Here is a 26,254-nt window from a genome sequence, read left to right on the forward strand (position 1 = left end):
AGGCCCTCTCCCTATGGGTCAGATGCACTTAAAATAGTCGAACGGTTCCAGGCAGTCGGTGCAGCGATAGCTCGCCTTGCAGGGCGTCGAGCCGAACTGGCTGATCTTTTCGGTGTTCGTCGATCCGCAGCGCGGACAGGCGATCGTCAGGTTCGAGCGGCCCGAAAGCCGGTCGACGCGTTTCATCAGCACGCCATCGGCCGCCGTGCCGTCGATCGGCGGGGCGATGCCGTAGTCGCGCAGTTTTTCGCGACCCTCGGCGCTGATCCAGTCGGTCGTCCAGGCGGGCGAGAGCTGGCGTTCCAGCCGCACCTTCGAAAGACCTTTTTCGGCCAGCGCCGTCTCGATATCGAGATTGATGATCGTCGTGGCGGGACAGCCGGAATAGGTCGGCGTCACCGTCACCACCAGCGTATCGTCCCGCCAGACGACATCGCGGATGATGCCGAGGTCGGTGAGCGAGATCACCGGGATTTCCGGATCCGGCACTTCAGCCAGCCAGTGCCAGACCTCATCGATCGAGGGACGGAGCGCCGGGTCCATGGCCGCCCCCTACCAGGTGGCGCCCGGATAGGCGCGCTGGAGGAACTGCATCTCCGACAGGATGAAACCGAGATGCTCCGTGTGCACGCCGCGCCGGCCGCCCTTGTGCATGTAGCCGTCAGCGGGCTTCTTCAGCGTGCCTTCGGTCAGTGCTTCGGCCACGATCTCGTCCCAGCCGGCCTTCAGGCTCTGCGGTTCGGGGATGACGCCGGCTTCCACGAGGGCCGCATCCACCGCGTCGGCGGCGAACATCTCGCCCGTATAGGGCCAGAGGTCGTCCAGCGCCTCCTGCATGCGACGGTGGCTTTCCGCCGTGCCGTCGCCGAGGCGGATGACGAGGTCGCGGCTGCGGTCGAGATGGTAGGAGACCTCCTTGAAGGCCTTTTCCGCGATCTCGGCGATGCGTTTCTCGGTCAAACCTTTCAGCGCCTTCAGCAGCAGATAATGCCAGGCATCGAACAGGAACTGCCGCATCAGCGTCTTGCCGAAATCGCCGTTCGGGCGCTCGACGAGCAGGATGTTGCGGAAGTCGTAGCCATCGCGCAGATAGGCGAGGTCGTCCGCCGAGCGGCCCTTGCCCTCCACCTCGCCGGCAAGGCCGAGCCAGAGCTGCGTCTGGCCGATCAGGTCGAGTGCGGTGTTGGCGAGCGCGATATCCTCTTCCAGCGCGGGCGAATGCCCGCACCATTCGGAAACGCGATGGCCGAGGATCAGCGCATTGTCGCCGATGCGCAGCAGGAATTCGAGAAGCGCGGCCCGATCGACCGCCGGTTCAAGCGCCGCGGTCGCCATCACATGTGCCCCACTTCATCCGGAATGTCGAAGAAGGTCGGGTGACGGTAGACTTTGGAATTCGACGGGTCGAACAGCGGACCTTTTTCCGAGGGCGCGCTGGCGGTGATCTCGGACGACCGCACCACCCAGATGCTGACACCCTCGTTGCGACGCGTATAGACGTCGCGCGCATTGTTGATCGCCATTTCGGCATCGGGCGCGTGCAGGCTGCCGACATGGCGATGGTTGAGGCCGTGCTGACCCCGGATGAAGACTTCCCAAAGCGGCCATTCGCTGGACATCGTGCTCTCTCCCTTACTCGGCGGCGATTTTTGCGGCGGCGCGGCGGTCCGCGGCCTTTTCGGCATGGGCCGTCAGGCCGTCGCGGAACCAGGCGCCGTCATTCCAGGCCTTCTTGCGGGCGTCGAGGCGCTCCGCATTGCAGGGACCGTTGCCGGCGATCACGTTGAAGAATTCTTCCCAGTCCGGCTCGCCGAAATCGTGGCCGCCCTTTTCCTCGTTCCACTTGAGGTCCGGGTCCGGCACGGTGAGGCCGAGATATTTGGCCTGCGGCACGGTCTGGTCCACGAATTTCTGGCGCAGCTCATCGTTGGAATTCTGCTTGATCTTCCAGGCCATCGACTGGGCCGAATGCACGGAGGCATCGTCCGAGGGGCCGAACATCATCAAGGACGGCCACCACCAGCGGTTCAGTGCGTCCTGCACCATCGCCTTCTGGGCCGGCGTGCCCTTCACCATGCGCATCAGGGCGTCATAACCCTGGCGCTGGTGAAAGCTTTCTTCCTTGCAGATGCGCACCATGGCCCGCGCATAGGGGCCGTAGGAACAGCGCTGCAACGGCACCTGGTTCATGATCGCCGCACCATCGACCAGCCAGCCGATCGCGCCGATATCGGCCCAAGTGAGCGTCGGATAGTTGAAGATCGAGGAATATTTCGCCTTGCCGGAATGCAGCTGCTCGTACATCTGGTCGCGGCTGATGCCGAGCGTTTCGGCGGCGCAGTAGAGGTAGAGGCCGTGGCCCGCCTCGTCCTGCACTTTAGCAAGCAGGATCGCCTTGCGCTCCAGGGTTGGCGCGCGGGAAATCCAGTTGCCTTCCGGCAGCTGGCCGACGATTTCCGAATGGGCGTGCTGGCTGATCTGGCGCACCAGCGTCTTGCGATAACCTTCCGGCATCCACTCCTTCGGCTCGATCTTCTGGCCGGCGTCGACGCGCTCCTGGAAGGCGCGCTCCACGGGATCCATCTCGTCGAGGGACCGGACGCGGGCCGCGTCAGTCTTTACCATCTGTGCATACATGGTCTTCTCCTCAGGCTGTGCGCGTCAGACGCGTTCGAGAATGATGGCAATGCCCTGGCCGACGCCGATGCACATGGTACAGAGTGCATAACGCCCGCCCTGGCGATGGAGCTGATAGGTGGCTGTCGTCACGAGCCGCGCGCCGCTCATGCCGAGCGGATGGCCGATGGCGATGGCGCCGCCGTTCGGGTTCACATGCGGGGCGTCGTCCGGCAGGCCGAGATCACGTAGCACGGCGAGCGCCTGCGAGGCGAAGGCCTCGTTGAGTTCGATGACGTCCATCTGGCCGAGCGACAGGCCGGCGCGTTCCAGCACCCGGCGCACCGCCGGCGCGGGACCGAAGCCCATGATGCGCGGCTCAAGACCAGCAGCCGCCATCGCGACGACACGCGCTTTCGGCGTTAGGCCTTGCGCCTTGGCAACGGCTTCGCTGGCGATGAGCAGCGCAGCCGCGCCGTCATTGACGCCCGAGGCATTGCCTGCGGTGACGGACAGGTCCGGGCCGTTGACGCCCTTGAGCTTGCCGAGCTGCTCGGCGGTCGTGCCGGGACGCGGATGTTCGTCGCGGTCGACCACGAGCGCATCGCCCTTCTTCTGCGGCACATGGACGGGCACGATCTCATCGGCAAAAATACCGCCCTCGTGCGCGGTGGCCCAACGGGCCTGGCTGCGGGCGGCAAAGGCGTCCTGGTCCTCGCGGCTGACGGCAAAATCGGTGGCGACGTTGTCGGCCGTTTCCGGCATGGAATCGACGCCGAACGCCTTCTTCATCTTCGGGTTGACGAAACGCCAGCCGATCGTCGTGTCATAGACGGCGTTGGTGCGGGAGAAGGCGCTTTCAGCCTTCGGCATGACGAAGGGCGCGCGGCTCATGCTCTCGACGCCGCCGGCGATGACGAAATCGCAGTCTCCCGCGCGGATGGCGCGGGCGGCCATGCCGACGGCATCCATGCCGGAGCCGCAGAGGCGGTTGACGGTGGTGGCGGGAATGGAAACGGGAAGGCCGGAGAGCAGCACGGCCATGCGGCCGACATTGCGGTTGTCCTCGCCGGCCTGGTTGGCGCAGCCATAGATGAGGTCATCGACCTTCGACCAGTCGACGTCCGGATTGCGTGCCATCAGGCCCGAAAGCGGCAGGGCCGCCAGATCGTCGGCACGGACCGACGACAACAGGCCGCCATAACGGCCGATGGGGGTACGGACAGCATCGCAGATAAAGGCTTCGGACACGCGGTTTCCTCCCTGTACCGAGGGCCGGCTTGCCTCTCCCGAAACATTCGCCGACCGATCGGTTGGTTATTTACCACCCAATGCGTCACAAATCAATGGCAATTTCTCCAGATTCTGTGATGTTTCATTCCAGCAGCTGACATCATAGCACAAACGGTGTTTTTCCGTGTGAAAACTGCCTCAGATGGCGTCGCGCAACAGCGAAAGACGGCGCAGCGTCGCCTCGCTCGCCTCGGGCAACGCACCATCCGCCGTCACGAAATGGTGCGCCACATGCAGGTCCGCCTCGGGCGAAAGGCGAAGGTAGAGATCGTTGAACAGCCGCCGCGCCTCTTCGCCCGGCCAGTCCGCCGGCAGCGCTGCCTGCGGCAGGCGCGGATCACGCAGCACAACGAGGCGGAACTGATGCACCAGCACCAGCCGGGCGGCAAGGCTGTCGGCCGCACCCAGCCGCGCGCCGCCACCGAGCAAATCGGCAAGCCGCCTGAACCTTCCGATGAAGCCGCGATAGGCATCCGCATGCTGCGCAAGGTTCCAGTGGTCGGCCGCAAAGGCGCCGAGGTCGCCTTCACCGCTCACGACCTCCGCCCGAAAAAGCACGGCCGGCTGTTTCAAGGACGGCATAGGTCGTGCGCCGACGGCAAGCCTCGGCCCCAGCCGCGCATGGCCGGCGCGCTCCAGCGCCTGCATCGCCTCGTCCGGCGCCGAACCCGTCAACTGCACGAAATGCCAGTCCGCCACCTCCGGCGGGCCGAAGAGCATGCGGGCGGCGGCGGCAAATTCGGTGCGCGCCGGTGCTGCCAGCCGATAGAAGCTGCGGCGCCCCTCCCGCTCGCCGGACAATTGCCCGGCGGCGACAAGCCGCGAGACGGCGGTGCGCACCAGCGTTTCACTGATGCCGACATCGGCGCAGGTCTCGATCAGGTTGCCGGTCCACACGACGCCGCCGCGCGGCTCTACCACGTCGCCATAGATGGTGACGATGAAGCCGGCGGCCTTCAGCGGGCTTTCCTCGATGATCGCCCGGATGAGCGCGCCGAATGCGCTTTCCGCCCTGTCGTTCTCCGGCAAACCTGCCCCCTGTGATTTCGATTGCGCCGAGGACTACCCCAGAATGGCCCCGCCGGCAAAGCCCGTTGGACAAGATAGGGCCATCCCGCAACCTGGCCGCAGAGGCACGCCTCTCGTCAGTAAATATTAAGCTGCATCTGCAATGGTCTCCCGATAGCCAAAAATCCCGCCCGAAAACCCCGAATGGAGACGAACGGACCGCGATGAACGACCGGAATGCGCAACTATCCTTCCGGGGGTTGGGATACTACGTCCCCGCCATCGTCGTTGCGTTCGCCGTGTTGATCGCCGTTCTGCTGGCCGATGCGCAGAAGCGCCGGCTGGAGGAGGAGTATCTGCGCTCCTTCACCACGGAACAGCTCGGCCTGCTCCGCTCCCGCCTGCAAGGCAATATCCTCGGCGACGTCAAGCTGGTTCAGGGCCTGGTTGCGACGGTGTCGACCGAACCCGACATGTCGCCGGAGCGTTATGCGGACCTCGCGGGACGCCTTTTCCGCGAAGAGACGCAGCTGCGCAGCGTGGCCATCGCTCCGGATTTCGTCGTCTCTCTCGTCTACCCGGTCAAGGGCAACGAGCGCAGCATTGGCCTCGACTATCGCAAGAACGAGCGCCAGCGCGCCGCGGCGTTGCAGGTGCAGGAGCTCGACCGCATGGTCGTCACCGGCCCCGTCGATCTCGTTCAGGGCGGGCGCGGCGTGATCGCGCGCTATCCGATCCATGCCGGCAAGGACAATGGCTTCATCGGCATCGCGTCTGCTGTCATCGACCTCGACAAGCTGCTTGAGAAAAGCGGTTTCAAGAGCGCGCTGAAGATCGCCGTATCGCTTTCCAGCGGGGCGCATGACGGCAGCGAGAACAAGGTCTTCTTCAATTCCGCGGCCGCCGTCGATGCAGACCCGGTCGTGATGACCATCGACATCGGCCACGAGGCCTGGACCCTGTCGGCCGCGCCGCTCAAGGGTTGGCAGCAGCCCTCCGCCGATCTCGGCCTCTTCCGCGGCGGGCTTCTGGCGATCGCCCTCATCATCGTCGTGCCGATCTTCTGGGCCGGTTACCTGATGAAGGACCGCCACCGGCATATCCTGGCGCTCCAGGATCGGGAAGACCGGCTCGAAATCGTCTCGCAGCGGCTGCAACTGGCGCTCGACGCCTCGCGGGTCGGCGTGTGGGAATATGACACGCAGCATGACACGCTCACCTGGGATGCCCGGATGCGCGAGATCTACAACGTGCCGCCGAAGCAGCTGATCTGCGGCTATGCGGATTGGCGCAAGGCCCTGCATCCCGACGATATCGAGGAAGCCGAACGGGTCTTCGCAAGCGCCATCGAAACCGAAGAGCCTTACATCACCGAGTTTCGCGTCCTGACGCCCAGCGGCGCGGCACGCCACATTCGTGCGCACGGCATGACCTACCACGCCTCCTCCGGCGCAAAACGCATCGTCGGCGCCAACTGGGATGTGACCGAAGACATCCGGTTGCAAGCCGAGCTGCTGCAGGCCAAGCTCAACGCCGAGGCGCAGAACCGCGCGCTCGAAGACGCCCGCCTGGTGCTGGAGCACAATTCGCTGCACGACGCGCTGACGCGGCTTCCCAACCGGCGCTTCCTCGACCAGCAGCTCGCCCTGGCCGGTGCCGTCGGCGATGGGCGCCCGCTGACCCTGCTCCACATCGACCTCGACCGCTTCAAGGACATCAACGACACGCTCGGCCACGCCGCCGGCGACGAGGTGCTGAAACAGGCGGCTGGCGTGCTGCGCGCCCACGTTCCGGCCGCGGATTTCATCGCCCGCATCGGCGGCGACGAGTTCGTTCTGCTGTCACGCCGGGACCCGGCGGAGGCCGATTTCAGCGCGCTTTCCGCCCGCCTCATCGAGGCGATCAGCGAGCCGATGACGATCGAGGGCCATGATTGTCGCATCGGCGCGAGCATCGGCATCGCCACGCGCAACGAGGCGGAAGAATCCGCCGAACAGCTGCTCGTCAATGCCGATATCGCGCTCTACGAGGCCAAGCGCCGCGGCCGCAACCGCGTCGAGGCCTTCAACGACGAGCTGCGCCTGCGCACCGTGGAGGTGAAGCGGCTCAGCGACGATATTCTGCGCGGCCTGGAACGGGGCGAATTCCATCCGTTCTTCCAGCCGCAGTTCGATGCGGAAACGCTGGAGATCGTCGGCGTCGAGGCGCTGGCGCGCTGGAACCACCCGACGCGCGGCTTCATCGCGCCGGATACCTTCCTGCCGGTCGCCGAAAGCCTCAATGTCGTCGCCCGAATCGATGAGGCAATCCTCGGCCAGGCGCTGTTCCAGGCAATGCGCTGGGAGGGCCACGGGCTCGGCATTCCGCGCGTCTCGGTCAACGTCTCCTGCCAGCGCCTGCGCGACGAAAACCTGATCGCCAAGCTCAAGGCGATGAACATCAGGCCCGGCACGCTAACCTTCGAACTCCTGGAATCGATCTCATTCGATACGGCGGACGATGGGCTGAAACAGGCGATCGAGGAGATCAAGGCGCTCGGCATCGACATCGAGATCGACGATTTTGGCACCGGCCATGCCTCCATCATCAGCCTGCTCGAACTGTCGCCGAAGCGGCTGAAGATCGATCGCCGGCTGGTGCAGCCGCTTCTGGAATCGACCGCGCAGCAGAGCCTGGTGCGCTCTATCATCGAGATCGGCAAGGTGCGCGATATCGAGACGGTGGCGGAAGGCGTCGAGACGCTCGCCCATGCCGAGCTGCTGCGCCGCCTCGGCTGCCATACGCTGCAGGGTTACGCCTTTGCGCGGCCGATGGGGGCGGAGGATTTCCTCGCCTTCGCCAAGGCGCGCGCATGGATGCCGAAAACTAAGCCGACGGCGGTAAAAGCGAGCTGAGCACGTCCGCGACCGTGCGGCCATCGTGCTGGCCGCGTTGCCAAGGGTCCTCGAACTCCCCGATCAGCACCTCGGCACCAAGCCGGGTGCCCACATCCTCCAGCGCGCCGTTGCCGAGATAGGCAAAGGGACCGACGGTCTTTTCGAAGGGCAGCAGCTGGCGGTTCGCCAACACATGGGTGAACGGCCGCACATCCGCCCCGCCCCGCGCGCGCCAAACCTCGGCCGCCGCCTCCAGCATGCGGGCCACGTCCATCCCGCGCGTCTCACGGCATTGCAGGATATTGCCGATGAAGATCCGGCGGGCATGGACGTTGCGCGCCATGGCTGGCACGATGTCCTCGACGAAGAAATGCGGCAGCACGCTGGTGAAGAAACTGCCCGGACCGAAGACGATGGCATCGGCACTTTCCAGGCTCTCGATCACTGCCTCGTTGGCCGGCACGCCCGCCCCGTCCTTGCCGGACAGCACGATCTCGCGAATGCCGACGTCGCTTTCCACGTCGTCAAGCGCCGTCACGCGATGCTGACCATCGACGCGGGTGCCGTCGTTCAGCACGGCCGAGAGGTCGACGCCATCGGCCGCCGTTGACGGCCAGACATGGCCCTCTATGTCGCACAGCTTGCGGAAGACGAAGATCGCGGTGTTGATGTCGCTGTTGTGGGCGAGATGCGCGCCGGTGAGGATGAAATTGCCGATGCTGCCGTTGCGGAAATCGAAATCCGGCCCGATCGCCGCGCGGAACGTGCGCAGATAGTTGAGGATCGCGCCGCGCAGGCCCGGCTCCATGCGCTCCAGAAGCGGATGCACGCCCTCGGCATAGAGCGCGAATTCCGTGCGGGCATCCTCCTCCGTGCCGCTGGTCATGCGGGCGTTGCAGACCTTGACGACGTCGCCCGCCCGGCCCTCGCCGTGGGCCATGGTCATCAGCGCCTGGCGGATATCGCCGACGGCGAGCACGCCGAGGCTTTCGCGGATGACCTTGGAACTGCCACCGCTGTCCCAGGCTGGCACGATGCGCGTCAGCCGCACCGGCTTGGACAGCAGCGCCAGGTTTGTCGAACGGCACGCGGTGCCGCCCGAAAAGAGCACGATATGCGGCAAGCGGCTCTCGGCCATCGATCCCCCTGGACTACGGCCCGATATTGTAGGCGGCGCCGATCAGGGTCTTTGTATAGTCTGCCCGCGGCGCGCTGAAAATGGCGTCCGTCGGCCCTTCCTCGACGATCTTGCCGTCCTTCATCACCACCACATAGTCGGACATGGCACGCACCACCGAGAGGTCATGGCTGATGAAGACGTAGGACAGCCCGTGTTTGGCCTGGAGATCGCGCAGAAGCTCGATCACCTGGCCCTGCACCGAACGGTCGAGCGCCGAGGTCGGCTCGTCGAGGATGACGGCCTGCGGTTTAAGGATCATGGCGCGCGCAATCGCGATGCGCTGGCGCTGGCCGCCGGAAAACTCGTGCGGATAGCGGTTGCGCGCCGCCGGATCGAGCCCCACCTCCTTCAGCGCCTCGATCGCCCGCTTGTCGCGGTCGGCCCGCGAAAGCTGCGGCTCGTGCACGTAAAGCCCCTCGGTGATGATCTCGCCCACCGTCTGGCGCGGCGAAAGCGAACCGTAGGGGTCCTGGAAGACGAGCTGCATGCTGTGGCGCAGCGGCCGCATGCCATTGCGGTCGAGGTTGGAAATATCCGTCCGGCCGAAACGATAGGCGCCCTTGCTGGAAATGAGCCGCAGCAGCGCCCGGCCCAGCGTCGACTTGCCGGAACCGGATTCGCCCACAACGCCGATCGTCTGGCCCTCGTGCAGGCTGATGCTGACATTGTCGACGGCGCGGAAGGTGGAGGCCCGCTTCTTGAGCAGGCCACCGTCGATCTTGTAGTCGACGACGACATTGCGGCCTTCGAGGATGATCGGCGCATTGTCCGCCGGCGCAAGCTTGCGGCCGTGCGGCTCCGCCTCGATCAGCATGCGCGTATAATCGGCCTGCGGGTTCTCGAAGATATCGGCCGTCGCCCCCTGCTCGACGATCTCGCCGCGCCGCATGACCGCGACGCGCTCTGCAAAATGCCGGACGATGCCGAGATCGTGCGTGATGAGCACGATCGCCATGTCGAAACGCGTCTGGAGATCGCGGAGCAGTTTTAGGATCTGCGCCTGGATCGTCACGTCGAGCGCCGTCGTTGGCTCGTCGGCAATCAGAATGTCCGGCTCGTTGGCAAGCGCCATGGCGATCATCACGCGCTGGCGCTGGCCACCCGAAAGCTCATGCGGATAGCTGTCGATGCGGCGTTCCGGCTCCGGAATGCCGACGAGCTTCAGCAGTTCCAACACGCGCGGGCGGGCCGCCCGGCGCGAACCGCCGCGGTGATGCACGATCACCTCGGCGATCTGCTTGCCGACCGGGTAGAGCGGATCGAGCGAGGTCATCGGCTCCTGGAAGATCATGGTGATCTTGGCGCCGCGGATCTCATTCAGGCCCTTGGGCGGCAGGCCGACCATCTCGCGGCCCCGGTATTTCGCCGAACCCGTGACCCGGCCGTTCGAGGCGAGCAGGCCCATGATACCCATCATGGTCTGGCTCTTGCCGGAACCGGATTCGCCGACGACCGCGAGCGTCTCGCCCGGGCGCACGTCGAGATCGATGCCCTTGACCGCGTTCACGTCGCCGTCCGGCGTCGTGAAGGAGACCTTCAGGCCGCGCACGGCGAGAATCGGTTCCATGGTTTTCGTGGTATCTGCCATGTCAGCGGTCCTTCGGGTCGAATGCGTCACGCAGGCCATCGCCGACGAAGTTCAGCGAGAAGAGCGTGAGGACGAAGAAGATGGCGGGGAAGATGAGCAGCCACGGCGCCGACTGGATATTGTTGGCGCCTTCCGCAATCAGCGACCCCCAGCTCGTCAGCGGCGCCTGGACGCCGAGGCCGAGGAAGGAGAGGAAGCTTTCGAGCAGGATGACCTTCGGCACGATGACCGTCACGAAGATGACGACGGGCCCGATCGTGTTGGGGATGACGTGCCGGCGGATGATCTGCCAGTCGGTCATGCCCAGGGCTTCCGCTGCGCCGATGAATTCGCGACGTTTGAGCGACAGCGTCTGGCCGCGCACGATGCGGGCCATGTCCAGCCATTCCACCGCACCGATGACGATGAAGATCAGCACGAAGCTGCGCCCGAAAAACACAACGAGCACCACAACGAGGAAGACGAAGGGCAGCGAATAGAGGATCTCGACGAAGCGCATCATGACGTTGTCGACGCGCCCGCCCATATAGCCCGAGATCGCGCCGTATACGACGCCGATGCCGAGCGAGACGAGGCTGGCGAGCAGGCCGACGGCAATCGAGATCTGCCCGCCGAGCATGACGCGCGCCATCAGGTCGCGGCCGTTGGTATCGGTGCCGAACAGGAAATATTCCCGGTCGACGACGCCGGCCAGCGTCAACTTGCGGCCATCGTCCTCGGTCGCGGTGACCGCGGTCTTGTCGAATTCGTTGGCGCGGTCGAAGTAGCGCGTGGTGCGCGGATCGATCGGTTCGGCAGCCGTGATGACGGCCGTGAAGGTCTCGCCCTCGACGGAGAAGGACTGGAGCTCGACGCGGGCGCGCGTCGCGACACCGTTCATCGCCTCTTCCAGCGAATCCTCGCCCGGCCGCGGCTCGAGGCTCGGCGGGATGGTCACGTAGGAAGAGAAGACCTGGTCATAGCTGTGGCTGATGAAAAACGGCCCGAAATAGGAGAAACACGCGATCAGCACCAGCATGACGCAACCTGCCATGGCGGGGCGGTTGCGGCGGAAGCGCATGACGGCGAGCTGGAAGAGGCTGCGCCCCTTCACCTCGCTGTCGGGAACGGGGGAAATGACGGCATCAGTCATGGCGAACCCTCGGATCGAGCAGGCCATAGAGGATGTCGACAGCCAGGTTGAAGACGATGACGAAGATCGCGATCAGCACGACGGTGCCCATGACGAGCGTATAGTCGCGGTTGATCGCGCCGAGGACGAAATAACGCCCGACGCCGGGGATGGTGAAGATCGTCTCGACGACCGCCGAGCCGGTGAGAAGTGCGGCCGCACAGGGTGCCAGATAGGACACCACCGGCAGCATGGCGCCGCGCATGGCGTGCGTGATCACCACCGATTTCGCCGGCAGGCCATAGGCCCTCGCGGTGCGGATATGGTCGGTGCGCAAGGCCTCGATCATCGAGCCGCGCGTGAGCCGCGCGAAGACGGCGAGCTGCGGCAGCGCCAGTGCGATCATCGGCAGGATGAGGAAGCGCAGCGACCCGTCGCCCCACCCTCCGGCCGGAAGCCAGGCGAGCACGATGGCGAAGATCAGCGTCAGCACGGGGCCGACGACGAAATTCGGCACCGTGACGCCGACGGTGGCGACCGACATGACCGCGAAATCCAGCACGCTGTTCTGGCGAAGGGCAGCGATCGTGCCGACGGTGACGCCGCCGATCAGCGCCAGCAGCAGCGCGTAGAAGCCGAGTTCGATCGAGTAGGGCAGGCCCTTGCCGATGAGCTCGGCGACGGAATTGTCCTTGTAGATGTAGCTCGGACCGAAATCGCCGGTGACGGCATTGCCGATATAGGTGAGATATTGTCGCCAGAGCGGCTGATCGAGCTGATAAGCCCGCATCAGGTTTTCCATCGTGGCGGGCGGAAGGGGGCGTTCGAGGTTGAACGGTCCGCCGGGCGCAAAGCGCATCAGGAAGAACGAAATTGTGACGACGATGAATAGCGTCGGCACGGCGCTAGCGAGGCGCCGTAGAACGAAAGCAAGCATGGCCAAGACTCCCGAGCAAACGGTGCGCGGCTCGCTGGAGCCGCGCACCCGTCAGCGGATCATTCCGAAACGCTGAGGAAGCGGCTCAGGTGCTGGTTGGCGGCATTGTCCTGCCAGCCCTGGACCTTGCTCGAAACGAGCCAGAGGTCGGCCTGCGTGAGGAACGGCGCGATCGGCTGTTCCTTCATGAGAAGGGCTTCGGCCTCATGCAGAACCTTGGCGCGGGCCGCCTGGTCACGCTCTTCATACGACTTCTTCATGAGCGCGTCGTAGTCGGCATTGTTGAACTTGCCGTAGTTGAAGGTCTTGTTGGTGCTGACGCTCAGCGCCAGGAAGTTCTCGGCATCCGCATAGTCGGCGACCCAGCCGGCACGCGCCACGTTGAACGCGCCGCCTTCCTGCAGGTAGGCGTAGTGCGAGGACACGTCGAGATTGACCAGCGACACTTCCGCGCCAAACGTGTTCTTCCACATGTCGGCCACCGCCGTCGCCACGCGCTCGTGGTTCGGGTTGGTATTGTAGCGGATTTCTATCTTGAGCGGCTTGCCGCCCTCGCCGTAGCCGGCGGCCTTCATCAGTTCGAGCGCCTTGTCTTCGCGGTCGAGTTGCGAGAGCGAGCCAAAATCGGCCATTGCCGGCTCGTAGCCTTCCATGCCCGGGGGCACCATGGAATAGGCCGGGAGCTGCGAGCCCGAATAGATTTCCTTGGCCAGGAAGTCTCGGTCGACGGCCATGGAGAGCGCGCGGCGCACGTTGACGTCGCTATAGGGCTCCGTGCGGGTGTCGAAGGCATAATAGTAAGTCGCAAGCGTCGGCGAAACGTGGACCTGTTCGCCATAGCTCGTCTTCAGGCGGTCGATCTGGTCGGCCGAGAAATTGTAGACGAGGTCCATTTCCTTAGCTTCGAAGCGGCGCACGGAGGCAGCCTGGTCGTCGATCGGGTAGAAGATCACCTTGTCGAGCTTGACGTTGGCGGCGTCCCAATGGTTCGGGTTCTTTTCCATTACCAGATTGTCGTTCGGCACATGGCTGACGAGCTTGAACGCGCCGTTGGACACCATCACGCCGGGCTTGACGAAGTCTGCGCCGTTCTTCTCGACGCTGGCCTTGGAGACCGGCAGCGCCGTCTGGTGCGCGAGCAGTTCGAGGAAGAAGGGCGTCGGGCGCTCCAGCGTCACTTCCAGCGTCTTGGCGTCGACGGCCTTGAGGCCGAGCTGGTCGAGGCCGACCTCGCCCTTGTTGGCCTTTTCGGCATTCTTGATCGGGTAAAGGATGTTGGCGTAGCCAGCCGCCGTCTTCGGGTCCTCGACACGGGCGAAGGAGAAGACGAAGTCTTCCGCCGTCACCGGCGAGCCGTCCGACCATTTCGCGTTTTCGCGCAGCTTGAACGTGTAGACCGTGCCGTCGTCGGACACGGTCCAGCTCTCGGCGGCACCGGGAACGATCTTGCCGGCGGCGTCATAAATCGTCAGGCCCTCATAGAGGTCCTTGAGGATGAATTCCTCGATATTGATGGAGGTGTGCGCCTGGTCGAGCGTCTGCGGCTCGCCGGCATTACCGCGGTGAAGCACCGTTTCTGCAAGCGTCGGACCTGCGCCAAGCAGGATCGCACCGGCCAGAAGCGCTGCACGAAAGCCAATCAGTCTGTTTGCCATTTTTTGTTTTCCTTCCCCGTTGTTTTTTTGGGTGCCCAATCAATTGTCCCTGTTTTCGCGCTTGGCAAGTCCCCAAAAACAGGAAATGCACACCCGCGGCTCAACTCCCGCGCGGCCCGCCAAACCGGGCAAAACGAGGGCCTCAAGCCCGATCCGACAAAAAAATTGAGAAGAATATTTCAAATCGCCGAATTTATTCGCAGTTTTCTGCCCATCGTTTTGCACGGATTTCTGCGATCAATCGCCCAATCGAATTCACGCAGAACCCAATCGAATTCACGCAAAAACGGAGTCCCAAGATGAACTGGTTGAAGACCATCGCCGCCGCCGCGGCTCTCCAGGTCGCAATCCTCGCCCCCGCGCATGCCGGCGAAAACCTCGCCGCCATCCAGGCTGCCGGCGCGCTGAAGATCGGCACCGAAGGCACCTACGCACCCTTCACCTTCCATGACACCGACGGCAAGCTGGTCGGCTTCGACGTCGAGATTGGCGAGGCGATCGCCAAGAAGCTCGGCGTCAAGGCCGAGTTCCTGGAAGGCAAGTGGGACGGCCTGATCGCCGGCCTCGACGCCAACCGCTACGACGCCGTGATCAACCAGGTCGGCATCACCGATGCGCGCAAGCAGAAGTATGACTTTTCCGAGCCATACATCGCCTCCAAGGCTGTGCTGATCGTGCGCGCCGACGATGACAGCATCAAGGGTTTCGCCGACCTCAAGGGCAAGAAATCCGCCCAGTCGCTGACGAGCAACTTCGGCAAAATCGCGGAACGCGCCGGCGCCGAGCTCGTCGGCACCGACGGCTTCGACCAGTCGATCCAGCTCGTTTTGACCGGCCGCGCCGATGCCACGATCAACGACAGCCTGTCCTTCCTCGACTTCAAGAAGCACAAGCCTGACGCCAACGTGAAGATCGCCGCCGAACAGGCCGATGCCGACTATTCCGGCGTGATCATCCGCAAGGGCGAGCCGGAACTGCTCGAAGCCATCAACAAGGCGCTGACCGAGATCAAGGCCGACGGCACCTACAAGGCGATCGCGGACAAGTATTTCGGACAGGACGTCTCGAAGTAATTCTTGCCTCAAGGGCCGCTTCGCGGCGGCCCGTTCCTCGCATATAGATAAACGCATCAACTGGCCGGGGATCGCCCCCGGCCAGCCGCATTTCCGGAGGTTTGCCCGTGCCGCCGTGGCTTCAACTGATGCTGGACTCGCTTGTGCCGCTCCTTTGGGCCGCACTCGTCTTCACCATTCCGCTCACCCTCTTGTCCTTCGCGCTCGGCCTGGCACTCGGCCTCGTCACCGCCGTCGTTCGGCTGTTCGGGCCGCGGCCGCTCTCCGCCATCGCGCGCTTCTACGTCTGGGTGATCCGCGGCACGCCGCTCCTGGTGCAGCTCTTCGTCATCTTCTACGGCCTGCCGAGCCTCGGCATCCTGCTCGATGCCTTCCCCGCCGCCCTCATCGGCTTCACGCTGAATGTCGGCGCCTATACGTCGGAGATCATCCGCGCCGTCATCGCCTCGGTCCCGCGCGGGCAATGGGAGGCAGCCTATTCGATCGGCATGAGCTGGTCGCAGGCCATGCGCCGCACCATCCTGCCGCAAGCGTCCCGCGTCGCCGTGCCGCCGCTCTCCAACACCTTTATCTCACTGGTGAAGGACACCTCGCTTGCCGCCGCCGTCACCGTGCCGGAACTGTTCCAGACCGCGCAGCGCATCGTCGCCACGACCTATGAGCCGCTGATCCTCTATATCGAGGCCGCACTCATCTATCTGGCGCTGAGTTCGGTGCTCTCGGCGCTGCAGGTCAGGCTCGAAAAGCGCTTCGCCCGCTATGGCGGCTTCCTGGAGGCACGCACATGATCGAGCTCAGCCATATCGAAAAGCGTTTCGGCGACAATCACGTCCTGCGCGATATCAGCCTGACGCTCGCCGAGGGCACCGTCACGGCGCTGGTCGGCCCCTCCGGCGGCGGCAAGAGCACGCTTCTGCGCTGCATCAACCTGCTCGAAACGCCGACATCGGGCTCGATCAAGCTCGGCGACGAAAAGATCGATTTCGCGCCCGGCCGCAAGGTCGGCTGGCCGGCGATCCAGAAGCTGCGCCGCCAGACCGGCATGGTCTTCCAGAATTTCCAGCTCTTCCCGCATCAGACGGCGATCGCCAACGTGATGGAAGGCCTCGTCACCGTGCTGAAATGGCCGGCCGACAAGGCGCATGCCCGCGCGCTGGAACTGCTCGAAAAGGTCGGCATGGCGCACAAGGCCGATGCCTGGCCGGCGACACTTTCCGGCGGCCAGCAGCAGCGTGTGGCGATCGCCCGCGCACTCGCCCCCTCGCCCCGCGTGCTGCTCTGCGACGAGCCGACATCGGCTCTCGACCCAGAGCTTGCCGAAGAGGTGGTCGAGGTTCTGAGCCGGCTTGCCCGCGAGGGCACGACCATGGTGATGGCGACGCACGACCTGCGCCTGGCCTCCCGCGTCGCCGATACCGTCGTCTTCCTCGATGGCGGCGTGATCGTTGAACAGGGACCGCCGCGCGCCATCTTCTCGACGCCGGAGCGCGACCGCACGAAAAAATTCATCGCCTCGCTCAGCGCGCCGCACAGCTACGATATCTAGGATACCCGCGGAATACCCTCCGGTTCACGCTACGGTAGCGATGAAATGTGCTTCCCGGCAGTTGCATCGCACCGGCGATTCAAGCAGAGTGAAGAGATACCAGTGCCTCGCCATGCCCCGGCATGTCCTATAGGGGAGAAAGCCTCATGATCAAGAAAACACCGAATCCGATCGACGTCTTCGTCGGTTCCCGCGTTCGCCTGCGCAGGCTGATGGTCGGCATGAGCCAGGAGGCGCTTGCCGATCGGCTGGGTGTCACCTTCCAGCAGGTGCAGAAATACGAGAAGGGCACCAACCGCATCAGCGCGAGCCGCCTCCAGGCGATCTCGGAAGTCTTCCGCGTGCCGCCGAGCTTCTTCTTCCAGGACGAAGACAGCGCCATGCCATCCGCCGGTGCCGGCCACGAAACGGGCGACGTCTCGACCTTCGTATCCTCCAAGGAAGGTCTCGACCTCAACCGCGCCTTCCTGAAGATCGAGGATGCGGGTGTTCGCAAGTCGATCATCTCGCTCGCAACCGCGCTTTCCAAGGCAAGTGCCGCCGCCGCAGAGGCGAACGAACGCGCAGACAACGCACCGGAACTACGGATCTGACCCCAAATGCCGGCACGGCTGCAGACGCTTGGACATCTGCGCCTGCTCGACGAGGGCGGTGAGGAGATCGCCTTTCCTGAAAAGGCGCTGCTGATCCTTTGTTATCTCCAGACGCGCGGCGTGCCGGACATGCCGCGTGCCGACGCGGCGAACCTCTTCTGGGACGACGCCAACAGCGCGGCCTCCTTCGCGAGCCTGCGCCAGACCATCTCCCGCGTGCAGAAACGCCAGCGGGAGCTCGACCGGACCTACCTCACCTTCACCGACACGACGATCGCCCGCGGGCCGGAGCCCATCGAAAGCGATGTCGACAAGGTGCGCGATGGCGCAAGCCTCGATGTGCTCGCCGACCTCCTGACCGACGATTTCCTCAAACACGTCAAGCCGGGCAACCGCGTGCTTTCAAGCTGGATCGCCCTGCAGCGGGCGGGCCACGCGGCCCTGTTGCGCCGCGCTTTGCTGGACAGCCAGGCGCCAGGCACCGGAATGCGGGCCGCCCGCGCCACCGCCGCCCTTCGCCTGCTCGAAGGCAATCCCGATGACGATGAGGTGCGCGCCGTGCTGACCGGCCGCGCAGCCGCAACCACCAGCTTGATGGCCCTCCATCCGCCCGCCCGAGTGCTATTGCCGGAGGAGATGGATATCGCGTCCGCGCAGCAGACCCCACCGCGTGTCGTGCTATTGCCACCGGTCACCACGCTCACCCAACGCAACGCCGCGCTTTTTTCCGAAGCACTGATCGAGGACGTGACGATCGGGCTCTGCGCACTGCGCTCCATCTCGATCATCGCGCCGCACACCGCTGCACAGATATCGCTTCAAGCCGATCGGGCCACGACCTACGAGCGTCACAAGATCAGCTATATCCTCGAGACGCGGCTGCGCGACGAGGGCGCCAGCCATACGCTGTTCGCCCAGCTCATCTTCTTCGGCAGCGACGAGGTGATCTGGGCCGAGCGTTTTCCGCTGTCGGCGGAAGGCCTTGCCCGCTCGCGACAGATGATCGCCCACCAGATCGCCGGTGCGATTGCCACGCAGATCGAAATGAACGAATTCGTTCGCAACGACTACGAGCTTGAAGCCGGCTCCTATCGAAGCTTTCTGGTCGGACAGGGTCTCCTCAAGAAACTCGACTTGCGTGACATCCGCCGAGCCCGCAAAAGCTTTCGCGACTCCTTGCAGTCAAGAGTCGATTTCGCGCCGGCAATGAGCGGGCTGTCGCGCAGCTATTTCCTCGAATGGTTGGTCACGGCGCGCGGCGATGCAGACCTCCTGAAAAAGGCCGAGCAACAGGCAGAAGAAACCATCCGCACAGACGAGCGCCTTGCCTCCGGCCATCGCGAGCTGGGCGTCGCAAAGCTCTATTCCCGCCAGTTCGACGAAAGCGCCGAGCATTTGGAACGGGCCGAAACGTTGAGCCCGAACCACGCGAACGTTGTTGCGAGTTATGCTGATACGCTGGTTCAGGGATCGCGGCCGGATCTTGGCCTTAGGAAGATTCAGCGGGCGATCGATCTCAATCCGCTGCCACCGGATGATTATTTCTGGATCGCTGCCGGCGCCAGCTACTCCATAGGCCAATACGAACAGGCCCTAGACTATATCGCGCGCATGAAAGACCGCCTCCCGACAGATCGCCTAGCGGCGGCGAGTTGGGGCATGCTGGGCGATACAAAGAAGGCTCGGCAGTTCATACGCCGCACCTACGATGTCCATCCCAACTTCGATCTCGATAGCTGGATGGCGATTGTCCCCTTCAAGGAGGAATGGCAGCGCCAGCATTATTATGAGGGATTGAAGAAGGCCGGTTTCTGATCATCAACTCTCCATCGAAAGGAATGACAACATGGCAAGAATCGTTGTGCTGGGCGTGCAAGGTGAAGAAGGCCTTTGGCTAGCCGATCTCGATGCCGGCACCGTGGCAGCGCTTCCGGTACCATCAACGGGCGCGCTAAAGACGGCGGATGACCTCCGCAAGGCAGGCGCAACCATCACCAAAGGCGTCAACCTTGCCGCACTCGCGACATCGATCGATGCCGCTTCCGGTGGCTACATGGATGCCAGTGGCGGCTATATGGACGCCGATGGCGGATACATGGACAAATAAACGTACGTTCAGATCACGAAGCTTCAACCAGAGGAGAAGTAAAATGTCGAAAGTCGTTGTTCTTGGACTCGAAGGTGAAAACGGGCTTTGGGTCGCAGACCTGAAGGCGGGCACGGTTACGGCCGTTGCAGCGAATGTTGCAGATGATCTGCGCAAAGCCGGCGAGTTTGCGCCGCGCGGTGTCAGTTTTGCAACGGTCGCCCAGACAGCGGACGAGCTCTCCGGCGGCTTTTACGACAAGTGAGCGCCTGGTGGCTTGAAGCGTGACGACCTATTCGGACCGTATCTGCGGCCCTGAACAGACCTGGAGCCGGATCGAGGCGCTTCTGCCCCGGTTCGGCATCACGCGGCTTTCGCGCCTGACGTGGTTGGACCGCATCGGCATCCCTGTCTGGAACGCCGTCAGTCCCAATGCCCGCTCGATCGTCATCAATCAGGGCAAGGGCATCACCGATATCGACGCAAAGGTCTCCGCCGCCATGGAGGCGCTGGAACGGGCCATTGCGGGCGAACCACTCGTGCCGGTGCGCTACGCATCGCGACGCGATTTTGCAGATGCCGGCGAGCAATGTCTGCCCCTCGACATCTTCGTTGCGGCTGGACAGGCGTTCCTCGCCGAGGAGGAAAAGCTCGACTGGTTCGCCGGCCGGGATGTCATGACCGGCGAGCGCGTCTGGGTGCCGCGCGACGCGATCTGCCTTGACAGGACCGATCGTGCACCGCGCTTCTGGCAGTCCTCCGACGGCCTCGCCTCCGGCAATTCCGAGACCGAGGCGACCCTGCACGGTCTTCTGGAACGCATCGAGCGCGATGCCGACCGGCTCTGGCGCCTGCTGCCCCGCGACAAACGTCTTACAACCGCCATCGACCCCGCCGGCTTCAATGATCCGGTCGTCGATACGCTCGTTGGCCGTTTTCGCGAAGCCAAGCTGGAGCTGCGCTTCTTTGATATCACCAGCGATCTCGCCATCCCGACCTATGCTGCCGTGCTAGGCGATACCGGCATCCTCGACAAGAGGGAGCCGCTCTTCCACGATGCCACGGTCGGCTACGGCACCCATCCCGTCGCCGCGCGCGCCATCATCCGCGCGCTCACCGAGGTCGCGCAATCGCGCCTCACCTATATCAGCGGCGCGCGGGACGATCTTTTCGCCGAAACCTTCACCCGGCCGCTGGCGCCGGAAACGCTCGCCCTCTTCGAGGCCCGGCCCGGCCCGCTAAGAACCCACCCCGCCCCTTCGGGCGACGCCGCGGCCTTGCTCGCCCATTGCCTGGAGGTGCTCGCCACATCGGGCATAACACCCGTCGTCGCTGTGCCGTTGACCGACGCCTCGCTTCCCATATCCGTGGTCAAGATGGTCGTGCCCACCCTGGAAAACCCGGAGGGCGCGCGCCGCCATGCCGTCGGCTCCCGCGCACTCTCCCGCATGCTGTTCGGAACCTCATGAAAATCCTCTTCGCCGGTCCCAGCCTGCCCGATGCCGCGAAGCTCTGCGGCGACGCCATCCGCGTCCGTCCGCCGGCGGCGCATGGCGATGTGCTGGCCGCGGTGCGCGAAGGCGCCAAGGCAATCGGCATTATCGACGGCAATTTCGAGCATGTGGCGCCCGTCTGGCACAAGGAGATCCTCCATGCACTCGACCAGGGCTTGGCCGTCTTCGGCGCGGCCAGCATGGGGGCGTTGCGCGCCGCTGAATGCGATGCCTTCGGCATGGTCGGCGTCGGTTCCATCTATGAGGACTATGCCAGCGGCCGCCGCGTCGACGACGCCGATGTCGCGCTGCTGCACGGTCCGGCCGAACTCGGCTACCCCGCCCTCTCGCTGCCGCTCGTCAATGTCGACGCGACGCTCGATCGACTGGAGACTGGCGAGGCCCTTGATAAACCGAATATTTCACGCTTTCGAGATGTTGCGCGGCAGCTCTTTTACAAAGACAGAACGTGGTCTGCGATCATCGAAGCGGCCGGCAAGGCCGGGGAGCGGCAACACCTCCTGCAACTTCTCCACGCAACAACCGTGAACCAAAAGCGTAAGGACGCCCTCGCGCTGGTGCGAATCCTGACCGATTTCGCCCCGCAAAGCCCTGCAAAACGGGGAAACTGGGTCTTTCGGGCGACGACGCTATGGCGGACCGTCGCAGATCAACCTGAAACCTCATAAAACGTGCAGTTTCCCATTCCGCGTGTGTCACGCTGGAGTCACGCGCACCATCCCGATGTCACGCCTATACTGCGACGCAGGGGCTGAGAGTGAGCGTTGCTCCGGGGGCATAGAACATGGAAATCGAAACCACAGAAATTGAAGACCGCGGCACGGAAATGATGGCGCTTGCACGGCTCGTCGCTTTCGCGCTGGAATCTGCAAGATCAATGGATGCCGAGGTGGTGGAATTCTGCCTGGAAAAGGCGCTGCGTGCCGTGCTGGACCAGATCGACGAGCCGTCGCGCATGACGCTGACGTCGAGCGACATCATGCTGATGAACCGGTCGGCGCTCTGCTGACCGGAGAGGAATCGACCGGCCTGCCAGTCACCTGGCTGGCCCGCCTGTCGAACCATAGCCGCCGTCCTCCTCCGCGGCGCTGATCGCGCGGCCGGCCCGGACCTGCGGGCCGCCGCCGATCTTCCTGGATTTCTCCAATTGCGAAACGAAAACACACGGTTGCGCTGATCGCGGAACTCTGAAAAGTTCTTCTCCGAAAACGCCCGGCAAACGGGGCGAAAACACGGGAGAGGAGAACAGCATGCGGACGTTCCTGACGAGCAGCGTGACAGCCCTTGCGTTGATGACGGCGGGCGCAGCGCAGGCCGAGCCGGTAAAGATCGGCGTCATCACCACGCTTTCCGGCGGCGGCGCCAGCCTCGGCGTCGATATGCGCGATGCCTTCACGCTCGCGATCAAACAATCCGGCAACAGCGAGATCGAGCTCGTCGTCGAGGACGACGCGCAGAAGCCGGAACTCGCCGTCCAGATCGCCGAAAAGATGATCCAGAGCGACAAGGTCGACCTGATGACGGGGATCATCTGGTCGAACCTCGCCATGGCGGTCATTCCGAACGCGATAGCGCAGGATATCATCTACCTGTCGCCGAATGCCGGTCCCTCGGCGCTGGCCGGCGCAAACTGCAACCCGAACTATTTCAACGTCGCCTACCAGAACGACAATTTCCACGAGGCGATGGGCGAATATGACAACAAGGACTACAAGAACACCTTCATCCTCGCGCCGAACTACCCCGCCGGCAAGGATGCGCTGACCGGCTTCAAGCGCTACTACAAGGGGGCGCTCGCCGGCGAGGTCTACACGCAGGTCGGCCAGACCGACTATGCTGCCGAGATTGCCGAAATCCGCGCGTCCGGCGCCGATTCCGTTTATTTCTTCCTGCCTGGCGGCATGGGCATCGCCTTTATGAAACAATATGCCCAGTCGGGCGTGAACATTCCCGTCACCGGCCCCGGTTTCTCCTTCAGCCAGGACGTGCTGCCGGCGATCGGCGATGCCGCACTCGGCGTCAAGAATTCCGGCACCTGGGCGAAGGATCTCGACAACCCGGCCAACAAGGCCTTCGTCGAAGCCTTCCAGAAGGAATATAAGCGCCTGCCGTCGATCTATGCGGCACAGAGCTGGGATACCGCAAACCTCATCCTCTCGGCACTCGGCAAGGCGAGCGTCAAGGACAAGGCGGCCTTTCGCGCGGCGCTGAAGGAGGCGGATTTCGCCTCGGTGCGCGGGAAATTCAAGTTCAACAAGAACAACCATCCGATCCAGGACATCTACGTGACCGAGGTCGTGAAGGAAGGCGACGTCCTGACCAATAAGATCATCGCCACGGCCTTCACCGACCACGGCGACGCCTACGCCGACAAGTGCGCGATGTAATCCGCGAGCAAACACCCGCCCCCAAGGCGGGTGCCCTCCCTGACCTTCCGGACCGGTTGCCTTGCCCCTAGCCCATACCCCATGAGCACGCTCGCAGCCTATGGCGGCCTATTCCTGGCCGCGCTCATTGCCGCGACCATCCTTCCCGCCCAGTCGGAAGCGGTGCTGGCCGGCTTGCTGGCGACCGAAACCTATTCGCCGGCGCTGCTCATCCTCGTCGCCGGCATCGGCAATGTGCTCGGCTCCGTCATCAACTGGCTGCTCGGCCGCGGCGTGGAGCGTTTTCGCGAGGCGCGCTGGTTCCCCGTCAACGCCAAGAACCTCGACCGTGCCGGGCGCTGGTACCGCAAATATGGCTGGTGGAGCCTGCTTTTAAGCTGGATGCCGATCATCGGCGATCCGCTGACGGTCGCCGCCGGCATCATGCGCGAACCGTTTCCGCGGTTCCTGCTCGTGGTCGCAATCGCGAAGTTCGGCCGCTACATCGTTCTGGCCGCCCTCGTGCTGCACTGGCTGTGAACTTTTTTATGCCGGCGATGGAATGAGGATCGTTCGGCTCTCGTATACTGGATCATGAACGGAAAGACACCCGGCTTCAACGTGATCGGACAGCTTGCAGCGCTCAGGCGCTATGCGCTGTCGCTCGTCCGCAATCCGGACGATGCCGAAGACCTCGTGCACGATGCGCTGGTGAAGGCCTACGAGCGCCAGTCGACCTTCCGCACCGGCGCCAATGTGCGCAACTGGCTGATGTCGATCCTGCACAATGCCCATGTCGACCGCCTGCGCCAGCGCCGCTCGCAACAGCGCCGCCACGACGCGGCCGCGGAACTGGGCGAGACCTCCGTGCCGGCGAACCAGGATCATTCGGTGCGCCTCACGCAACTGCGCAACGCCTTCTTCGCGCTGTCGGAAGAGCAGCGCGCCGCACTCCATCTCGTCGCGATCGAGGAACTTTCCTACCAGGAGGCGGCCGATACGCTCGGCATTCCCGTGGGCACGCTGATGTCGCGCGTCGCCCGCGCCCGGGAGCGCCTGCGCGCCTTTGAACAGAACGGTGCTACCGCGACCGTCCCCCATCTCAGAATCGTCGGAGGCACTGGCGATGACCAGCAATGACCCGATCCTCGAATCCGATCTCAATGCCTATGTCGACGACCAGCTCGCCGTCGGTCGGCGCATCGAGGTCGAGGCCTATCTATCGGAACGGCCGGAGATCGCCGCCCAGATCATGAAGGACCTGCGCGTGCGCGACGAACTGCGCCTGGCGCTCGCCGATCACCGCGCGGTGACGCGGCAGGCGACGCGGGACGCCGCGCGCCTGCTGGAGCGCTCGCTCGCCCACCGCCGCATCTTCTCCGTCTTCCGCCGCGCCGCTGCCATCGCCCTGTTCGTCGCCGCCGGCTGGACCGCGCATGCCGTGCTCGGCCCCTTCGGCGCGACCGAGGTCATCGCTTCCACCCCGCCGCCAGCCTTCGTGGAAGAGGCCGTGCGGGCGCACAAGACCACCCTTATCCGCGATGCGATGAGCTCGCAGCCGGAAGCCGCCGTCTTCGATCCGGCCGAAATCCGCTCCGCGACGGCGATCGTCCTGCCGGACCTGCCGAAGGGCTGGGCCGTGGTCGACACGCAGGTCTTCCCCTCGGCCTATGGCCCGAGCGTCGAGCTGGTGCTGGAGCCGAAGAAGGACGAACGCCTGTCGCTCTTCGCCGTGCGGCCGGGCTCGTTCGGCGTGCAGCACGTCCTCCTCTTCCACGCCGACAATGCCCGTGCCGCCTACTGGCAGATCGGCGACGTCGCCTATGCGCTGGTGTCGGAAAGCCGCAAGGCCGACGACCTGGCAGAGACCGCGCGGGACCTCTCGCGCACCCTTTACTGATCAACCGTTCCACCGAAGGAGACCCATGATGGAACCCGTACAACAGCGATTTGGCTATGGCGCGCAGGCGCAGTCGGCCGCCCTCTTCGACGAGGGCCTGCGCAAGCACATGCTGCGCGTCTACAACTACATGGGCGCAGGCCTGGTCATCACCGGCCTCATCGCCTTCTTCGTCGGCTCGACGCCGGCGCTTTACGTGCCGATCTTCTCCTCCCCGCTCAAGTGGGTGGTGATGCTGGCGCCGCTCGCCTTCGTCTTCTTCTTCTCGTTCAAGATTCAGACGATGTCAGCCAGCACCGCACAAGCGACCTTCTGGGCCTTCTGCGCCGTCATGGGCCTGTCGCTCGCCTCGGTGTTCCTCGTCTTCACCGGCATGAGCATCGCGCGCACCTTCTTCATCGCCGCGACGATGTTCGGCACGACGAGCCTCTACGGCTACGTCACGAAGCGTGACCTGTCGAAGTTCGGCTCGTTCCTGATCATGGGCCTGATCGGCGTGGTCATCGCCTCGATCGTCAACATCTTCCTCGGCTCCACCGCCCTGCAGTTCGCGATCTCGGTGATCGGCATCGTCGTGTTCGTCGGCCTCACCGCCTGGGACACGCAGAACATCAAGGAGCAGTATGCCGAAAACATCGACCAGGAATCGCAGCAGAAAATGGCCGTGTTCGGTGCGCTTTCGCTCTACCTGAACTTCGTCAACATCTTCCAGCTGCTGCTGAACTTCACCGGCGAACGCGAATAGTTTTCGCGAATGATTTCAAAGGGAACGGCGGGGCAAAACCCCGCCGTTTTCTTTTGTCGGAAGCCTGTGCTCCCCTCCCCCCGGCGTCATCCTCGGGCTTGACCCGAGGATCCATGCCGCGGGTGCCGTGTGGATCCTCGGGTCAAGCCCGAGGTCCCGGAGCCGCC

The 26,254-nt window shown here is 64.1% G+C and carries 27 protein-coding genes; 16 read left to right on the forward strand and 11 right to left on the reverse strand.

The annotated features are described in order from the left end of the window. Positions 1–18: 18 nt before the first annotated feature. The 6 genes from paaD to paaX all read right to left on the reverse strand — a co-directional run bounded on the left by paaD (position 19) and on the right by paaX (position 4,938). Positions 19–543 carry a 1,2-phenylacetyl-CoA epoxidase subunit PaaD gene (paaD, locus tag GB927_RS24715; RefSeq protein ID WP_256119895.1) on the reverse strand — a complete coding sequence of 175 codons (525 nt, stop codon included), beginning with the start codon at positions 541–543 and terminating at the stop codon, positions 19–21. A gap of 9 nt (positions 544–552) precedes the next feature. Then, positions 553–1,335 (reverse strand): 1,2-phenylacetyl-CoA epoxidase subunit PaaC, encoded by a 783-nt coding sequence (gene paaC, locus GB927_RS24720; protein ID WP_305112439.1) that lies wholly within the window; start codon positions 1,333–1,335, stop codon positions 553–555. Next, entirely contained in the window at positions 1,335–1,619 is a 285-nt protein-coding gene (gene paaB / locus GB927_RS24725; protein ID WP_069061017.1) for a 1,2-phenylacetyl-CoA epoxidase subunit PaaB, read from the reverse strand. The genes paaC and paaB overlap by 1 nt, the downstream gene beginning before the upstream one ends. Positions 1,620–1,632: 13 nt before the next feature. Then, positions 1,633–2,637 (reverse strand): 1,2-phenylacetyl-CoA epoxidase subunit PaaA, encoded by a 1,005-nt coding sequence (gene paaA / locus GB927_RS24730; RefSeq protein ID WP_256119897.1) that lies wholly within the window; start codon positions 2,635–2,637, stop codon positions 1,633–1,635. Positions 2,638–2,661: 24 nt separating this feature from the next. After that, positions 2,662–3,867, reverse strand: a complete 1,206-nt coding sequence (gene pcaF, locus GB927_RS24735; protein ID WP_256119899.1) for a 3-oxoadipyl-CoA thiolase — start codon at positions 3,865–3,867, stop codon at positions 2,662–2,664. Between the two features lie 180 nt (positions 3,868–4,047). Beyond that, a complete protein-coding gene (paaX, locus tag GB927_RS24740; protein WP_256119900.1) occupies positions 4,048–4,938 on the reverse strand; it encodes a phenylacetic acid degradation operon negative regulatory protein PaaX in 891 nt (296 codons plus the stop codon). A gap of 203 nt (positions 4,939–5,141) precedes the next feature. On the opposite strand from paaX, the gene GB927_RS24745 reads away from it, so the two are divergent. Beyond that, the gene (locus tag GB927_RS24745) at positions 5,142–7,811 is read left to right on the forward strand and encodes a bifunctional diguanylate cyclase/phosphodiesterase (protein WP_256119901.1); all 2,670 of its coding nucleotides are present in this window, start codon (positions 5,142–5,144) and stop codon (positions 7,809–7,811) included. On the opposite strand, the gene GB927_RS24750 is transcribed toward GB927_RS24745, so the two are convergent. From GB927_RS24750 to GB927_RS24770, 5 genes are read right to left on the reverse strand one after another with little or no spacing between them, the layout of a single operon-like run. Further along, entirely contained in the window at positions 7,783–8,931 is a 1,149-nt protein-coding gene (locus GB927_RS24750) for a gluconeogenesis factor YvcK family protein (protein ID WP_256119902.1), read from the reverse strand. The genes GB927_RS24745 and GB927_RS24750 overlap by 29 nt on opposite strands. 13 nt (positions 8,932–8,944) lie before the next feature. After that, complete coding sequence (locus GB927_RS24755; RefSeq protein WP_256119903.1) at positions 8,945–10,561, reverse strand: ABC transporter ATP-binding protein; 1,617 nt, start codon at positions 10,559–10,561, stop codon at positions 8,945–8,947. A gap of 1 nt (position 10,562) precedes the next feature. Continuing rightward, on the reverse strand, positions 10,563–11,693 hold the full coding sequence (locus GB927_RS24760; protein ID WP_256119904.1) for an ABC transporter permease: 1,131 nt from the start codon (positions 11,691–11,693) through the stop codon (positions 10,563–10,565). After that, positions 11,686–12,609: an oligopeptide ABC transporter permease OppB gene (gene oppB, locus GB927_RS24765; RefSeq protein WP_256119905.1), complete on the reverse strand. Its 924-nt coding sequence runs from the start codon at positions 12,607–12,609 to the stop codon at positions 11,686–11,688. Before oppB ends, GB927_RS24760 begins: the two co-directional genes overlap by 8 nt. A 59-nt stretch (positions 12,610–12,668) precedes the next feature. Continuing rightward, positions 12,669–14,264 carry a peptide ABC transporter substrate-binding protein gene (locus tag GB927_RS24770; RefSeq protein ID WP_256119906.1) on the reverse strand — a complete coding sequence of 532 codons (1,596 nt, stop codon included), beginning with the start codon at positions 14,262–14,264 and terminating at the stop codon, positions 12,669–12,671. 299 nt (positions 14,265–14,563) lie between these two features. On the opposite strand from GB927_RS24770, the gene GB927_RS24775 reads away from it, so the two are divergent. From GB927_RS24775 to GB927_RS24845, 15 genes are all read left to right on the forward strand, one after another. After that, positions 14,564–15,337 carry an amino acid ABC transporter substrate-binding protein gene (locus tag GB927_RS24775; RefSeq protein WP_256119907.1) on the forward strand — a complete coding sequence of 258 codons (774 nt, stop codon included), beginning with the start codon at positions 14,564–14,566 and terminating at the stop codon, positions 15,335–15,337. 107 nt (positions 15,338–15,444) lie between these two features. After that, positions 15,445–16,125: an amino acid ABC transporter permease gene (locus GB927_RS24780; RefSeq protein WP_256119908.1), complete on the forward strand. Its 681-nt coding sequence runs from the start codon at positions 15,445–15,447 to the stop codon at positions 16,123–16,125. After that, entirely contained in the window at positions 16,122–16,883 is a 762-nt protein-coding gene (locus GB927_RS24785; protein ID WP_256119909.1) for an amino acid ABC transporter ATP-binding protein, read from the forward strand. Before GB927_RS24780 ends, GB927_RS24785 begins: the two co-directional genes overlap by 4 nt. A gap of 146 nt (positions 16,884–17,029) precedes the next feature. Next, positions 17,030–17,476 (forward strand): helix-turn-helix domain-containing protein, encoded by a 447-nt coding sequence (locus tag GB927_RS24790; protein WP_256119910.1) that lies wholly within the window; start codon positions 17,030–17,032, stop codon positions 17,474–17,476. A 6-nt stretch (positions 17,477–17,482) separates the two neighbouring features. After that, positions 17,483–19,291: a hypothetical protein gene (locus GB927_RS24795; protein ID WP_256119911.1), complete on the forward strand. Its 1,809-nt coding sequence runs from the start codon at positions 17,483–17,485 to the stop codon at positions 19,289–19,291. A gap of 31 nt (positions 19,292–19,322) precedes the next feature. Beyond that, entirely contained in the window at positions 19,323–19,583 is a 261-nt protein-coding gene (locus GB927_RS24800) for a hypothetical protein (RefSeq protein WP_256119912.1), read from the forward strand. A 43-nt stretch (positions 19,584–19,626) separates the two neighbouring features. After that, positions 19,627–19,827 carry a hypothetical protein gene (locus GB927_RS24805; protein ID WP_256119913.1) on the forward strand — a complete coding sequence of 67 codons (201 nt, stop codon included), beginning with the start codon at positions 19,627–19,629 and terminating at the stop codon, positions 19,825–19,827. 19 nt (positions 19,828–19,846) lie between these two features. Then, complete coding sequence (locus GB927_RS24810; RefSeq protein WP_256119914.1) at positions 19,847–21,031, forward strand: YcaO-like family protein; 1,185 nt, start codon at positions 19,847–19,849, stop codon at positions 21,029–21,031. Continuing rightward, positions 21,028–21,744 (forward strand): TfuA-like protein, encoded by a 717-nt coding sequence (locus GB927_RS24815; protein ID WP_256119915.1) that lies wholly within the window; start codon positions 21,028–21,030, stop codon positions 21,742–21,744. Before GB927_RS24810 ends, GB927_RS24815 begins: the two co-directional genes overlap by 4 nt. A gap of 116 nt (positions 21,745–21,860) precedes the next feature. Next, a complete protein-coding gene (locus GB927_RS24820; protein ID WP_256119916.1) occupies positions 21,861–22,085 on the forward strand; it encodes a hypothetical protein in 225 nt (74 codons plus the stop codon). Between the two features lie 241 nt (positions 22,086–22,326). Then, the gene (locus GB927_RS24825; RefSeq protein ID WP_256119917.1) at positions 22,327–23,463 is read left to right on the forward strand and encodes an ABC transporter substrate-binding protein; all 1,137 of its coding nucleotides are present in this window, start codon (positions 22,327–22,329) and stop codon (positions 23,461–23,463) included. 81 nt (positions 23,464–23,544) lie between these two features. Further along, positions 23,545–23,982 carry a YqaA family protein gene (locus tag GB927_RS24830; protein ID WP_256119918.1) on the forward strand — a complete coding sequence of 146 codons (438 nt, stop codon included), beginning with the start codon at positions 23,545–23,547 and terminating at the stop codon, positions 23,980–23,982. A 54-nt stretch (positions 23,983–24,036) separates the two neighbouring features. Further along, positions 24,037–24,582 (forward strand): sigma-70 family RNA polymerase sigma factor, encoded by a 546-nt coding sequence (locus tag GB927_RS24835; protein WP_256119919.1) that lies wholly within the window; start codon positions 24,037–24,039, stop codon positions 24,580–24,582. Next, positions 24,569–25,342 (forward strand): anti-sigma factor family protein, encoded by a 774-nt coding sequence (locus GB927_RS24840; protein WP_256119920.1) that lies wholly within the window; start codon positions 24,569–24,571, stop codon positions 25,340–25,342. The genes GB927_RS24835 and GB927_RS24840 overlap by 14 nt, the downstream gene beginning before the upstream one ends. 28 nt (positions 25,343–25,370) lie before the next feature. Further along, positions 25,371–26,087: a Bax inhibitor-1/YccA family protein gene (locus tag GB927_RS24845; protein ID WP_256119921.1), complete on the forward strand. Its 717-nt coding sequence runs from the start codon at positions 25,371–25,373 to the stop codon at positions 26,085–26,087. Positions 26,088–26,254 lie beyond the last annotated feature (167 nt).

The organism is Shinella lacus, assembly GCF_010994755.1.
GTDB classification, from domain to species: Bacteria; Pseudomonadota; Alphaproteobacteria; order Rhizobiales; family Rhizobiaceae; genus Shinella; species Shinella lacus.